Genomic DNA, 13,351 nt, shown 5'->3' with positions numbered 1-13,351 from the left:
GGAGGCGCCGATCTTGGGGAAGAATCGGCGATAATCTCCGGCACGAGGGGGAGGGCATTTTGGAAGCATTGATCGATCTGTTCTGGTCAAAATATGCCGATCTGCGGCAGGCCGTCGAACGCAACGACGATGATGCAACCGCCTCGCTCGATCGTGACCTCGATCCGCTTCTGCTCGCCGTGTTTTCGAGCCAGAGCAAGGATCCGGTCAGCATCCAGGCACAATTCCGCTTCGCACTCGATCTCCTGAACGAAGAGGCCGACGATCGCGGCTGCGTCCGTCGCAACGGACATCTGCTGCAGATGCTGGTGGAACGCTACGTCGTTCCTGAGACCGGCCTGTCGGCCAATCGCCGTCCGAAGCCGGAACCGCACGAGCACGCGGTGATCGCCGATGCGACGGCAGACGGTTTTCTCGACGACGCCCTGCTCAACCGGATCTCCGACCGTATCGTGGTGATCGCGCCGGGCTATCGGATATTCTACTCCAACGAGACCAACGCACGCCGTCTCGATCTCGATCGCGACGCACTGATCGGCCGGCATTTCGCGGAGTTCGTCGGCCTCCACCGTTTCAAGAACGACTTCAAGCCGAATCTCGATCGCTGCTTTGCGGGCGAGAGCATATCGTTGACTTACGCCGATCAGACCGACGGCCAGACGGTCGTCGTCCGTTGCCGCATGTCGCCCTGCGTTTCTGGATCGTCACAGCTAATCGGCGCGCTTCTGGTGATGCAGGAAACTGCCGACCGACGCCGGCGCCCCGCGGCCTGACCTTTACTTGTCCGACCAGATGGCCAACTCGTAGCCTTCCGGATCGGCAAAGTGGAAACGCCGTCCGCCAGGAAATGAGAAGATCGGCTTGACGATGCTGCCGCCGGCTTTTTCGGTCCGCCGAAGGGCGTCTTCCAGATCGTCCGCGAAGAGAATGACGAGTGGGCCGCCCTTGGCTGTTACATCCGCCGATTTCGCAAATCCACCCGTCAGCCTTCCGTCCTGGAACTCGCAGTAATCCGGTCCGTAGTCCGTGAAAGTCCAGCCGAAGGCCGAGCCGTAAAAGGCCTTGGCAGCTTCGACGTCCTTCACATTGAATTCGATATAGTCGATCTTGCGATCCGCTCCCTTGGTTCCCATGGGATCCTCCTATTTCCTTTCTTCCAGCAGGTTCTTCAGCGTCCTGAGATCCTTCCGCACATGGGCGGCATCTGCCTCGAAAGCCGAGTCGTCAAGGTCCGGGCGCTGGAACAGCGTGAACATGACTTCCGCGCCATCGCCGTTCGCCACCACGCGTAGGGGGGTTTCGACGACGAGGCCGTCTTCCATCGTCACCGTGTGGTCGAGGATGCCGAATGGATTGTCGGGCGAGAACCGCACGCGCACCAGGCCGACCGGTCCGCCGTCGCCGATCCAGTCGTCACCGTCCTGGGTAAGCCCGGCGGCAAGGCCGGATGCCCAGAGCGGCATATTTTTAGGCTGGCTCGCGAAGGCGTAGACGTGCTGCCAAGGTCTCTCGATGCCGATATGAATGATACGGGCGGGCAGGGTGGTCATGGCGGAATCCTCGTTTTCTCCCTCGGTCTAGCCGATGAGAAACAGCGGTTCTTGAACAAAACGGACAATCAGCTGCAAAGTTGCCCGCGAATTTCTCTCGGCGTCAAAGTCGTCAGCTCCTTCACGTCCCGCGTCATATGCGCCTGATCGGAATAGCCGGCTTCAAGCGCGAGAAGAGCGAGGTTCCCGGATGCGGGCTGGCGCACCATGCGAAGAAAGCGCTGGAGGCGAAGGATGCGTTCAAGCGTTTTCGGCCCATACCCGAAGTGATCGTGGCTCCGGCGGCGCAAGGTGCGTTCGCCGAGCGCCTGCTTCGCCGACATGCCCTGCAGCGCGCCGCTGCCGAGCTCATCGAAGAGCGTTCCCATCAAGTTCTGGGGGTCGGCGGCCAGTGATGCCTCTCCTGCCGCCCAACCATCAAACAGCCGTCGCCTTTCCATTGCACAATCCTCTTCGGCCAGCCGTTCTTCCATCGTCCGGACGTCGTCCCGGAGTTCGCGGAGCGGCACGACTCGTCCGACCAGCTCCCGGAGCGGCACGTCGAGCCAGTGCAGGGCCGCACCCGGCCTGAAGCGCAGGCCGAGGATGGTTTCACCGGGGGTAAGTGTAGGAAAGGCGGCTGTGCGGTCGGGGCCGATCACCATCAGTTGACCGCCGGCCCAGATCAGGTCCGCGCAGCCGTCCGGCACCACCGCAATCTGGCCCTCGAAACCCTGCGGCAGGCGGTGCGACCAGACACGGAAAAACAGCCTCGAAAGCGGCCCGTGCGCCGGTCGCTCTCGGTAAGTGCCGGCGCGCATTGCCAGTATCGGCGTATCCTTGCGCATATCTTTGGCCGTATTCATACTTCCTTGTGGCATCCGAATTTGGCAGCCGCAAGACGCCGTCCGCCTCTGAGAAAACAGGTCGCTGCGTCGCCGTGGCGAAGACGGAGTGTCATGGAAATTTAATCGTTTAGCGTCGCCATCGCCTTGCCGTTTCCCTATATGAATGCGACAACACCCTCGAATCTCATTATGGAGGCACATCCGTGGAACAGGCAGAAATCGGCCTTATCGGGCTCGGCGTCATGGGCTCAAACCTCTCGCTCAACATTGCCGAAAAAGGCAACAAGATCGCCGTCTTCAACCGGTCTCCGGAAGCGACCCGCAAGTTCTACGCCGAGGCCGGCGAACTGCAGGGCCAGCTTGTCCCCTGCGAGACGCTCGAGGAATTCGTCGCCGCCATCCGCCCGCCGCGGCCGATCATCATCATGATCAAGGCCGGTGATCCGGTCGATCAGCAGATGGAGCTTCTGAAGCCTTACCTTTCGGCCGGCGACATCATGATCGATGCCGGCAATGCCAATTTCCGCGACACGATGCGCCGCTTCGACAATCTGAAGGACAGCGGCCTGACCTTCATCGGCATGGGCGTCTCCGGTGGTGAAGAAGGTGCGCGCCACGGGCCGTCGATCATGGTCGGCGGCACCGAGGACAGCTGGAAGCGCGTCGAGAAGGTACTGACCTCGATCTCGGCAAAATTCAACGACGAGCCCTGCGTCGCCTGGCTCGGCGAAAACGGCGCCGGCCATTTTGTCAAGACCATCCATAACGGTATCGAATATGCCGACATGCAGATGATCGCCGAAATCTACGGCATCCTGCGCGATGGCCTCGGCATGAGCGCCACCGAAATCGGCGACGTGTTCGGCAAGTGGAACGAGGGTCGCCTCAATTCCTATCTGATCGAGATCAGCCAGACGGTCCTGACCGCCGCCGATCCGATTTCCAGCAAGCCGATGGTCGATGTCATCGTCGATGCCGCCGGTCAGAAGGGCACCGGCAAGTGGTCGGTCATCGAGGCCCAGAACATGGGTGTCGCCGCGACCGCCATCGAAGCTGCCGTCGCCGGCCGTGTCCTCTCGTCCCAGAGAACCGAACGCCTGGCTGCCGAAAAGATCTTCGGCCTCCCGAAGGTCGCGGAAGCGCCGAAGGATAAGGCTGCCTTCATCGCCGACCTCGAAAGCGCGCTGCTCGCTGCCAAGATCGCCGCCTATGCGCAGGGTTTCGCCGTCATGTCGGCAGCGTCCGCCGAATACAACTGGAACCTGCCGATGCCGACCATCGCCAAGATCTGGCGCGCCGGCTGCATCATCCGCTCGGCCTTCCTCGACGAGATCACGTCGGCCTTCACCAAGGATCCGCATGTGGCGAACCTGATCGTCACGCCGGCCTTCGCGCAGATGGTCAAGGATACCGACGCCCCGCTGCGTCGCGTCGTGTCCTACGCCGCTCTCTCCGGCCTGCCGGTTCCGGCGCTTTCCTCGGCGCTCTCCTATTTCGACGCCTATCGTCGCGGCCGCGGCACGGCTAACCTCATCCAGGCGCAGCGCGACTTCTTCGGCGCCCATGGCTTCGACCGCCTCGACGGCGTCGACAAGCATCACGGCCCGTGGGGCAGCGGCCTTAGCGAATTTGCCTGATCGTTGATCCACGCAACGCAAAAACGCCCGCCGGATCCGGCGGGCGTTTTTGTTTTGGTCCCTAGTGCTTAGTCCTTGGGCGCCATCTTCGACCAGACGGGGCTGGCGACGCTCTGCAGCAGTTCTGGCCCGACGCCGTCGATGCGCGCCATCAGGGCCTTGGCGAGTTCCCGCCCGGCCTGGCGGATATCCTCGCTCACCGTATAGATCTCCGGCCGAATCCAGTTGAGGAAATCGGCTGACTGCTTCGATACCATGTCGACGTCGTGGCCCAGTTTCTTGCCCGCCGCCTCGAGTCCGGCCACCAGCGCGATCGTCGCCGATCCGCTGATCGAGATGATGCCGTCCGGAGGCTCGGCAGCGCGCATCATGCGTTCCGCATAGGCGCGGGTTTCTTCAAGCGGCGTCTCGCTGGTCACCCGGCCCATAGGCACTTCGGTTGCACCGAAATCGGCAAGCCCGCGTTCGAAGCCCACGCGGCTGTGGACGTAGAAGGAGAAGCGGCTTCCCGGCGACAGGAACGCGATCCTCCGGCGGCCTTTTTCTACAAGTTTCTGGACGGCCTTATAGGCATAAGCCTCGTTGTCATAGTCGTGGTAGGGATGGATTATTCCCATGTCGGTGCGGCCGTGGGTGACGAAGGGCAGGTTCCGCTCCGTCATCAGCCGTACCCGCGCGTCGTCGGGCTCGATCCGCGAGATGATCACTCCGTCCGCCGAGCCAGTGTCGAGGATATAGCGTACCGGCACCATCGGGTCCTTCTGGAAGGAATGCGGCGTCACCACGAGGTGATATTGCGTGCCGCCCAGCACCTCCGAAATGCCATGCACCATCTGGCTGGTGAAGCCCATCAGCTCCTCATCGATGCTGAGCACCAGGGCGATGACATTGGTCTTGCCGGTTCTAAGGCGCACGCCGGCGCGGTTCGGCTGGTAGCCGAGCTGGTTGGCGACGAGGCGAACGCGCTCCTTGGTGTCGGCCCCGATATCCGGCGCATCCTTCAGCGCCCGCGAAACGGTGGTGATGCCGAGGCCCGTCATATAGGCGATCGTTTTCAAGGTAGGACGTTCACGTACCGCCGTCTGCGTTCCGCCCGTCCTTGGTCTTCCGCTGTCATCCATGATTTGCCGTCGCTGCCCCCGAGTCAGGTGGCCACTATAAAGGGCCGAAGCTTGCCCGGAAACGTCGCGACACCTCCCTGTCCTCCAATACGAAATCAATAACTGAAACGATACAGGTAAAATGTCGAGAGGAATTTTGCCGAGGGGGAAACTCCCATTCCTGTTAGTTGTACAACGCAGATGCGAAATAACTTTTTGCAGATGCGAAAATCAGACTTCCTGATATTGCCCGTTAGTCTCCTGTATCCTGCCTTTTTAACCTCCCTGAGAGGCGAATGAATAAGCCAGCAAATTTCCCGCACATCCTCTTAAGGTTGTATTTTCTCGACTCGCGAATTTTTTCGGACAAAACCGGTTGCGTCATATCGGTGATTGCCTTACGTTTTTACGGCAACGTTTCAGTGAGGGAGGAGACTCATGAATATTCGTTCTATGGCGGCTGTTCTTGCCGCAACCGTGATGCTGCCGTTAGGCGCGGCTCATGCCACAGATCTCGAAGTCACCCATTGGTGGACATCCGGAGGCGAAGCTGCCGCAGTCGCGGAACTCGCCAAGGCTTTCAACGCCACCGGCAACAAGTGGGTTGACGGCGCGATTGCAGGTTCCGGCGGCACCGCCCGTCCGATCATGATCAGCCGTATCACCGGCGGCGATCCGATGTCGGCCACCCAGTTCAACCATGGCCGTCAGGCCGAGGAACTGGTCCAGGCAGGCCTGATGCGCGATTTCACCGATCTCGCCAAAAAGGAAGGCTGGGACAAGATCGTTCGCCCCGCCGGCCTGCTGAAATCCTGCACTTTCGAGGGCAAGATCTACTGCGTGCCGCTCAACATCCATTCCTGGCAGTGGCTGTGGCTTTCCAACGATGCCTTCAAGAAGGCGGGCGTAGCGGTTCCGAAGAACTGGGACGAATATGTCGCAGCGGCTCCGGCGCTTGAAAAGGCTGGCATCGTGCCGCTCGCCGTCGGCGGCCAGGCCTGGCAGTCGACCGGCTTGTTCGCCGTTCTGACGGTCGCGATCGGCGGCAAGGACATCTACCAGAAGGTCTATGGCGACAAGGACGCAAAGGTCGCGGCCGGTCCAGAAATGGCCAAGGTCTTCAAGGCAGCCGACGATGCCCGCAAGATGTCGAAGGGCACCAATGTCCAGGACTGGAATCAGGCGACCAACATGGTGATCACCGGTAAGGCCGGCGGTCAGATCATGGGTGACTGGGCGCAGGGCGAATTCCAGCTTGCCGGCAAGAAGGCCGGCGTGGACTATACCTGCCTGCCTGGCCTTGGCGTGAACGAGGTGATCTCGACGGCCGGCGACGCCTTCTACTTCCCGGTCCTCAAGGACGCGGCGAAGACGAAAGCACAGGAAGCGCTCGCTTCGTCGCTTCTCGACGCCAAGACACAGGTCGCCTTCAACCTCAAGAAGGGCTCGCTGCCGGTGCGTGGCGACGTCGATCTTGCGGCCGCCAACGACTGCATGAAGAAGGGTCTCGAGATCCTCGCCAAGGGCAATGTCGTCACCAGCACCGACCAGCTCATCACGCAGGATACGCAGAAGCAGCTGGAAGACCTGATGTCGCAGTTCTTCGCCAACACGTCGATCACTGCCGAGGAAGCCCAGAAGCGCTTCGTGGCTATTTTCTCCAAGGCCGGTTGATCCGACAGACAGCGATCCAACAGCCGGCTCCGCGTCCGAGAGGGGCGGGGCCGGTGGTGGCTTGCTTCCTGCAGCCTTTGCTATCCAGAGGAGTTGACCATGGCGGCGCACACTCAGCCCGGCCGACCCAACCAGTTATTCCGCAATCTCAATTCGAAGATTGCCTCGATCCCGATGATGCTGACAGCCGTGGTGATTTTCCTCGGCGGCACGATCTGGACCGTCGTTTATTCCTTCACCAATTCCAAGCTCCTGCCGCGCCTGTCCTTCGTCGGTCTGGAACAGTATGAGCGGCTCTGGGATACGCCGCGCTGGATCGTCTCGATCCAGAATCTGGCGACCTACGGATGCCTGTCGCTGATTTTCAGCCTGACGATCGGTTTCCTGCTGGCGGCCCTGATGGACCAGAAGATCCGTTTCGAAAACACGTTCCGGACGATCTTCCTCTATCCGTTCGCGCTGTCCTTCATCGTCACCGGCCTTGTCTGGCAATGGATCCTGAATCCCGAATTCGGCGTGCAGTCCGTCGTCCGCTCGCTCGGCTGGACGAGCTTCACCTTCGATCCACTCTACAATTCCGACATCGTCATCTACGGCATCCTGATCGCCGCGCTCTGGCAGGGGACGGGGCTCGTCATGTGCCTGATGCTCGCCGGCCTTCGCGGCATCGACGAGGACATCTGGAAGGCCGCGCGCGTCGACGGCATCCCGATGTGGAAGACCTATCTCTTCATCATCATCCCGATGATGCGGCCGGTCTTCGTCACCACGCTCGTCATCATCGCCAGCGGCATCGTCAGGATCTACGACCTTGTCGTGGCGCAGACGAGCGGCGGCCCCGGCATCGCCTCCGATGTGCCTGCCAAATACGTCTACGACTATATGTTCTTCGCCCAGAACCTCGGCCAGGGCTTTGCGGCATCCACCATGATGCTGCTCGCCGTCGCCATCATCATCGTTCCCTGGGCCTATCTCGAATTCGGAGGACGCAAGCGTGGATAAATCGCTCACGATGCCCGTTTCTGGGCCCGTTTCTGGGCCCGGCATTTCCGCTCCGGCCGGTTCTCGGCTGGAAACCGGGCCGCAGGGAAAACGCCCTCGCAAGGTGCTTTCGTCGCGCAATATCATCGTCTACGGCGCGCTCGGCCTTGCGGCAGTTTATTACCTTATTCCTCTCTATGTGATGGTCGTCACCTCGCTGAAGGGAATGCCGGAAATCCGTCTCGGCAATATCTTTTCGCCGCCGATGGAGATCACCTTCGAGCCCTGGGTGAAGGCCTGGGCGGAGGCCTGCACGGGCCTCAACTGCGACGGCCTTTCGCGCGGCTTCTGGAATTCGGTCCGGATCACCGTGCCGTCGGTGATCGTGTCGATCGCAATCGCTTCGGTGAACGGTTATGCGCTCGCCAATTGGCGGTTCAAGGGCTCGGAGATCTTCTTCACGATCCTGATCGTCGGTGCCTTCATCCCCTATCAGGTGATGATCTATCCGATCGTTATCATACTGCGCGAAATGGGCCTCTACGGCTCGCTCTACGGCCTCATCCTGGTGCATTCGATTTTCGGCATGCCGATCCAGACACTGCTGTTCCGCAACTATTTCGTCTCGCTGCCGGAGGAACTGTTCAAGGCGGCCCGCATCGACGGGGCGGGGTTCTGGCAGATCTATTTCCGGATCATGCTGCCCATGTCGCTGCCGATCTTCGTCGTCTCGATGATCCTGCAGACCACCGGCATCTGGAACGACTTCCTGTTCGGCGTGGTGTTCACCCGGCCGGATACCTATCCGATGACCGTTCAGCTCAACAACATCGTCAATTCCGTCCAGGGCGTGAAGGAATACAACGTCAACATGGCGGCGACGCTGTTGACGGGTGCGGTTCCGCTGATCGTCTATTTCGTTTCCGGCCGGCTTTTCGTCCGCGGTATCGCGGCCGGCGCAGTCAAAGGGTAAGCCTGATGCTCAACAATGTTTCCGCGCGCATTCAGAGCAGCGTTTCCATCCGCGAACTGTCGCTGTCCTTCGGCTCGGTGACGGTGCTCGAAAATCTCAACCTCGACATCCATGACGGCGAATTCCTGGTCCTTCTCGGCTCGTCCGGCTGCGGCAAGTCCACTCTGCTGAACTGCATTGCAGGACTTCTCGAGCCGACCGAAGGCCAGATCTTCATCAAGGACAAGAACGTCACCTGGGAAGAACCAAAGGACCGCGGCATCGGCATGGTGTTCCAGTCCTACGCGCTCTATCCGCAGATGACAGTCGAGAAGAACCTCTCGTTCGGCCTTCGCGTCGCCAAGGTTCCGAAGGACGAGATCGATCGCCGCGTGGCACGCGCATCCGGCATCCTGCAGATCGAACCGCTCTTGAAGCGCAAGCCCTCGGAACTCTCCGGCGGCCAGCGCCAGCGCGTCGCGATCGGCCGGGCGCTGGTGCGCGATGTCGACGTCTTCCTGTTCGACGAGCCCTTGTCGAACCTCGACGCAAAACTGCGCTCCGAACTGCGCGTCGAGATCAAGCGCCTTCATCAGGCGCTCAAGAACACGATGATCTACGTCACCCACGACCAGATTGAGGCGCTGACGCTGGCCGACCGCATCGCCATCATGAAGAGCGGCGTCATCCAGCAGCTCGACGATCCGGTGACGATCTACAATCGCCCGAAGAACCGCTTCGTTGCGGGTTTCATCGGTTCGCCATCCATGAATTTCCTGACCGGCGAACTCGTGGATGAGGGTGGCCATACCGTCTTCAAGACCAATGGCGTCAGCTTCTCGCTCGACGGTTACGATGCTTACGAGCCGCTGAAGGGCGGGCGCAAGGTCATTCTCGGCGTCCGTCCGGAGCACATCAAGGTGGACGGCGATATCGCCGGCGGCGAAGTGCATGAGGCGGTGGTCGATATCGAGGAACCGATGGGCGCCGACAACCTGCTCTGGCTGAAACATGCGGGCCACGTGATGTCGGTTCGCATCGGCGGCGCACGGCGTTATGCCGTCGGTGCCAAGGTGCGCCTCGCCTTCGACATGACCATGGCTTCGCTGTTCGACGCGGGAACGGAAGAGCGGATCTGATGTTTGCGTGCAGCCAGTTTCGGGTGGGCCTATTCGCTTTGAGCCTGAGCCAGGAGGCACCCCCCTCTGGCCTGCCGGCCATCTCCCCCACAAGGGGGGAGATCGACTCGCTGCAACGTCTCGCCGTCCCCGGCGCTTATAGTGGGACTGATGAGCAGGCCCCTAGCCAATCTCCCCACCTGTGGGGGAGATGTCCGGCAGGACAGAGGGGGGCTGGCACGGCACGCCATGAATTTTTTGGGCGGGCATCATAGTGGATATCGACCTATCCGGCCCCTGGCAGCTCGCATCTGCCGACGGAACGCATCGCACGCAGATGCCGATCCCGGGCGACGTTCACACTGCGCTGAAGACGACCGGCATCATTCCCGACCCGTATTTCGGGCGCAACGAGAACGACGTGCAATGGGTCGCAAATGCAGACTGGACGATCGAGAGGCGCTTCGCGCTCGATGATCCCACGGGCTCCTGGTATCTCGATATCACCTATCTCGATACGGTCGCGACCGTGTTCGTCAACGGTGTTCCGGTGCTTCAGGCAGACAACTGTTTCCGCCGCTACCGGCCGGACGTGTCGAAGGCGCTGAAGGCGGGCGAAAACACGATCCGCATCCTTTTCCATTCCAGCATCGCCGAAGGTGCGGAGCGGCAGGCGCGGCAACCCTTCTACATTCCCTATTCCACGACCAATTCGCCGATCCCGAACGGCAATATGCTGCGCAAACCGCAATGCCATTTCGGCTGGGACTGGAATGTCGCGCTGGCACCGCTCGGCCTCTACGGCGAAATCGCGCTGAAGCGGCTCGAAACCGCCCGTATCGAACACATCGTCACCAGCCAGAGACATGAGGCGGGCGCGGTCGATCTCATCGTAACGGTGACGCTTTACGCCGAAGGGCAGGGTGTCCTGCCGGTCTTCCTTTCGCTCGGCGAAGAACGGGTTCGGCTCGATTGCGGCGTGCGCGCCGGCGAAATCGCGGTAACGCATGTTTTTCATATCGAAGAGCCGGAATTCTGGTGGCCGTCCGGCAGCGGCGAGCAGGCGCTCTACCATTTGACGGTCGGCACCCCCACCGAAGCCATCACCCGCCAGATCGGCATCAGGACGGCCGAACTGCTGACCGATCCGGACGAAGCGGGCAGCCGTTTCGCCTTCCGCATCAACGGCCGCGAGATCTTCTGCCGCGGCGCGAACTGGATTCCCGCCGACGCGCTGTTTTCTCTCTCGAGCCGGGAGAAAACCGAGGACCTGCTGCGCTCCGCCGTCGATGCCAACATGAACATGATCCGGGTCTGGGGCGGCGGCTTTTATGAGCCGGACTGGTTCTACGATCTCTGCGACCAACTCGGCCTGATGGTCTGGCAGGATTTTCAGTTCGCCTGCAACCTCTATCCCTCGACCTCGGATTTCCTCGAAAACGTCGCGGCGGAAGTCGAGTACCAGGCCCGCAGGCTGATCTCGCACCCCTCCGTCGTGCTCTGGTGCGGCGATAACGAGCTGGTCGGCGCGCTGACATGGTTTCTGGAATCCCGTGAGAACCGCGACCGCTACCTCGTCTCCTACGACCGGTTGAACCGCGTCATCGAGCAGGCGCTCGAAAGGGCCGCGCCCGACGCCATCTGGTGGCCGTCCAGCCCTGCATCCGGCTATCTCGATTATGGCGACGCCTGGCATGCGGACGGTTCGGGCGACATGCATTACTGGTCCGTCTGGCACGAGAACAAACCGTTCGCCGACTACCGCTCCGTTCGCCCGCGCTTCTGCTCGGAGTTCGGCTTCCAGTCCTATACGTCGCTGCCGGTCATCGAGACCTATGCCGCCGCCAGGGACATGAATATCGCCTCGCCGGTCATGGAGCATCACCAGAAGAATGCCGGCGGCAACGAGCGCATTGCCGGCACGATGTTCCGCAACTTCCGCTTTCCGACGGATTTCGCCAATTTCGTCTATCTGAGCCAGGTGCAGCAGGGATTGGCGATCAAGACGGCCGTCGATTTCTGGCGGTCGCTGAAGCCGCATACGATGGGTGCGCTCTACTGGCAGCTCAACGACACCTGGCCGGTGGCTTCGTGGTCGAGCCTCGACTATGGCGGCAGCTGGAAAGTGCTGCACTACATGGCGAAGCGCTTCTTCCAGCCGGTCACGGTTGCGGCGATCCCGTCGGACGACGGCCAGGAGATCCGCTTCTCGCTCGTCAATGACACAGCCGTCGATGTGACGGTGACCCTCAATTTGTCGCTCCTGACGCTCCGGGGCGAGCGCAGCTCGCTTCGGAGCATCGAAGCCGTCTGCACACCCGATGCAGCCGTCACCGTGCTCACCTTGCCGACCGCGGATATTCCCGACGGGTCGGTCCTTGCCTGGAGCTTTACCGCGTCGAACGGCATGGCCGGCGAGGGGCATCATATGCCGGGCAGCTACAAGGCCCTGGAGCTCGAACCGGCAGGGCTTGAGCTTGCTGTGTCTCCATCCGGTGATGGAGCTTTTGACCTCGTCGTCAAGGCCGACGGCCTCGCGCTTTTCGTGCTGATCGAGAGCGGCACGACCGGCCGTTATTCCGACAATGCTTTCGATCTCGCCCGCGGCGAAAGCCGCAGCATCCGCTTCACGCCCGCCGCGCCGACGGACGCGATCCCGCAATTCCGCATCTACGACCTCTATTCCTGCCACGCAGCAGGCGAGGGTATTATCAAGGGAGGATCACTATGACGAAACTCGGTTTTCAGCTTTATTGCGCCCGCAACTTTCCGCCGCTCGCAGATGTCCTGAAGAAGGTTGCGCAGGCGGGTTATACCGAGGTGGAAGGATTTGGCGGAATTTACGCCAATCTCGACGAGTTGTCGCTGAAGACGCTCAAAGGTGATCTCGATGCCAACGGCCTGACCATGCCCACCGGTCATTTCGGCATCGACCTTCTGGAAAAGGAGCCGGAACAGGCGCTGCTGATCGCCAGGACGCTCGGGGTCGAGGCGATCTATTGCCCGCATCTGCTTGCCGACCAGCGCCCGACCGATGCCGCCGGATGGTTCGCCTTCGGCCAGCGGCTGCAGAACGTCGGCAAACCCTATTGGGATGCCGGCTACACGTTCGGCTGGCATAACCACGACTTCGAGTTCAAGACCCTGCCGGACGGCTCGACGCCGCAGGAACAGATCCTTGCCGGCGGCCCTGACCTTGCCTGGGAAGCGGATATCGCCTGGGTCATCCGTGGCGGTGCCGATCCGTTCGCCTGGATCGAGAGCTACGCCAAGCGGATCACCGCCGTTCACGTCAAGGACATCGCGCCGGCTGGCGAAAACGCCGACGAGGACGGCTGGGCCGATGTCGGCCACGGCACCGTTCCGTGGAAGGACCTGATGGCGGCGCTGAAGAAGACGTCTGCAAAACATTACGTCCTTGAACACGACAACCCGAAGGACCTCGACCGGCTGCTGACGCGCTCGATCGCTTCCTTCAAGACCTATTGATCACAGATTTTTTGGAGTTTTCC

General features: G+C 61.2%; 12 protein-coding genes. 8 read left to right on the top strand and 4 right to left on the bottom strand.

The genetic code is table 11. From position 1 onward, the window contains the following. The first annotated feature begins 59 nt into the window (after positions 1-59). On the top strand, positions 60-773 hold the full coding sequence (locus C5J24_RS04825) for a PAS domain-containing protein (RefSeq protein ID WP_105415983.1): 714 nt from the start codon (positions 60-62) through the stop codon (positions 771-773). 3 nt (positions 774-776) lie between these two features. Here C5J24_RS04825 and C5J24_RS04820 read toward each other — a convergent pair whose 3' ends face one another. From C5J24_RS04820 to C5J24_RS04810, 3 genes are all read right to left on the bottom strand, one after another. Then, positions 777-1,133 carry a VOC family protein gene (locus C5J24_RS04820; RefSeq protein WP_105415981.1) on the bottom strand — a complete coding sequence of 119 codons (357 nt, stop codon included), beginning with the start codon at positions 1,131-1,133 and terminating at the stop codon, positions 777-779. Positions 1,134-1,142: 9 nt separating this feature from the next. Next, positions 1,143-1,550 carry a polyketide cyclase gene (locus C5J24_RS04815; RefSeq protein ID WP_105415979.1) on the bottom strand — a complete coding sequence of 136 codons (408 nt, stop codon included), beginning with the start codon at positions 1,548-1,550 and terminating at the stop codon, positions 1,143-1,145. A gap of 68 nt (positions 1,551-1,618) precedes the next feature. Next, the gene (locus tag C5J24_RS04810; RefSeq protein WP_172723845.1) at positions 1,619-2,377 is read right to left on the bottom strand and encodes a helix-turn-helix domain-containing protein; all 759 of its coding nucleotides are present in this window, start codon (positions 2,375-2,377) and stop codon (positions 1,619-1,621) included. A 203-nt stretch (positions 2,378-2,580) separates the two neighbouring features. Here C5J24_RS04810 and gndA point away from each other — a divergent pair, with 203 nt between their 5' ends. Continuing rightward, positions 2,581-4,014 carry an NADP-dependent phosphogluconate dehydrogenase gene (gndA, locus tag C5J24_RS04805; RefSeq protein ID WP_105415975.1) on the top strand — a complete coding sequence of 478 codons (1,434 nt, stop codon included), beginning with the start codon at positions 2,581-2,583 and terminating at the stop codon, positions 4,012-4,014. Positions 4,015-4,082: 68 nt separating this feature from the next. Here the strand turns inward: gndA and C5J24_RS04800 are convergent, their stop codons facing one another. Then, the gene (locus C5J24_RS04800; RefSeq protein ID WP_105403514.1) at positions 4,083-5,135 is read right to left on the bottom strand and encodes a LacI family transcriptional regulator; all 1,053 of its coding nucleotides are present in this window, start codon (positions 5,133-5,135) and stop codon (positions 4,083-4,085) included. A 417-nt stretch (positions 5,136-5,552) separates the two neighbouring features. On the opposite strand from C5J24_RS04800, the gene C5J24_RS04795 reads away from it, so the two are divergent. The 6 genes from C5J24_RS04795 (at position 5,553) to C5J24_RS04770 (ending at position 13,328) form a co-directional block, all read left to right on the top strand. Further along, positions 5,553-6,788, top strand: a complete 1,236-nt coding sequence (locus C5J24_RS04795) for an ABC transporter substrate-binding protein (protein WP_105415973.1) — start codon at positions 5,553-5,555, stop codon at positions 6,786-6,788. Between the two features lie 99 nt (positions 6,789-6,887). Beyond that, positions 6,888-7,790, top strand: a complete 903-nt coding sequence (locus C5J24_RS04790) for a carbohydrate ABC transporter permease (RefSeq protein ID WP_007760323.1) — start codon at positions 6,888-6,890, stop codon at positions 7,788-7,790. A 10-nt stretch (positions 7,791-7,800) separates the two neighbouring features. Then, the gene (locus C5J24_RS04785; protein WP_105416656.1) at positions 7,801-8,742 is read left to right on the top strand and encodes a carbohydrate ABC transporter permease; all 942 of its coding nucleotides are present in this window, start codon (positions 7,801-7,803) and stop codon (positions 8,740-8,742) included. Between the two features lie 5 nt (positions 8,743-8,747). Continuing rightward, on the top strand, positions 8,748-9,860 hold the full coding sequence (locus C5J24_RS04780) for an ABC transporter ATP-binding protein (RefSeq protein WP_205836918.1): 1,113 nt from the start codon (positions 8,748-8,750) through the stop codon (positions 9,858-9,860). A gap of 250 nt (positions 9,861-10,110) precedes the next feature. Continuing rightward, positions 10,111-12,570, top strand: coding sequence for a glycoside hydrolase family 2 protein (locus C5J24_RS04775; protein ID WP_105415971.1), 2,460 nt, complete (start codon positions 10,111-10,113; stop codon positions 12,568-12,570). Next, positions 12,567-13,328, top strand: a complete 762-nt coding sequence (locus C5J24_RS04770; protein ID WP_046636287.1) for a sugar phosphate isomerase/epimerase — start codon at positions 12,567-12,569, stop codon at positions 13,326-13,328. Before C5J24_RS04775 ends, C5J24_RS04770 begins: the two co-directional genes overlap by 4 nt. The last annotated feature ends 23 nt before the right edge of the window (positions 13,329-13,351 follow it).

The sequence above is a fragment of the Neorhizobium sp. T25_27 genome, assembly GCF_002968565.1.
Taxonomy (GTDB): Bacteria; Pseudomonadota; Alphaproteobacteria; order Rhizobiales; family Rhizobiaceae; genus Neorhizobium; species Neorhizobium tomejilense.
Note: the sequence above shows the minus strand (reverse complement) of the source record. Positions and strands in the feature narration are given on the sequence as shown.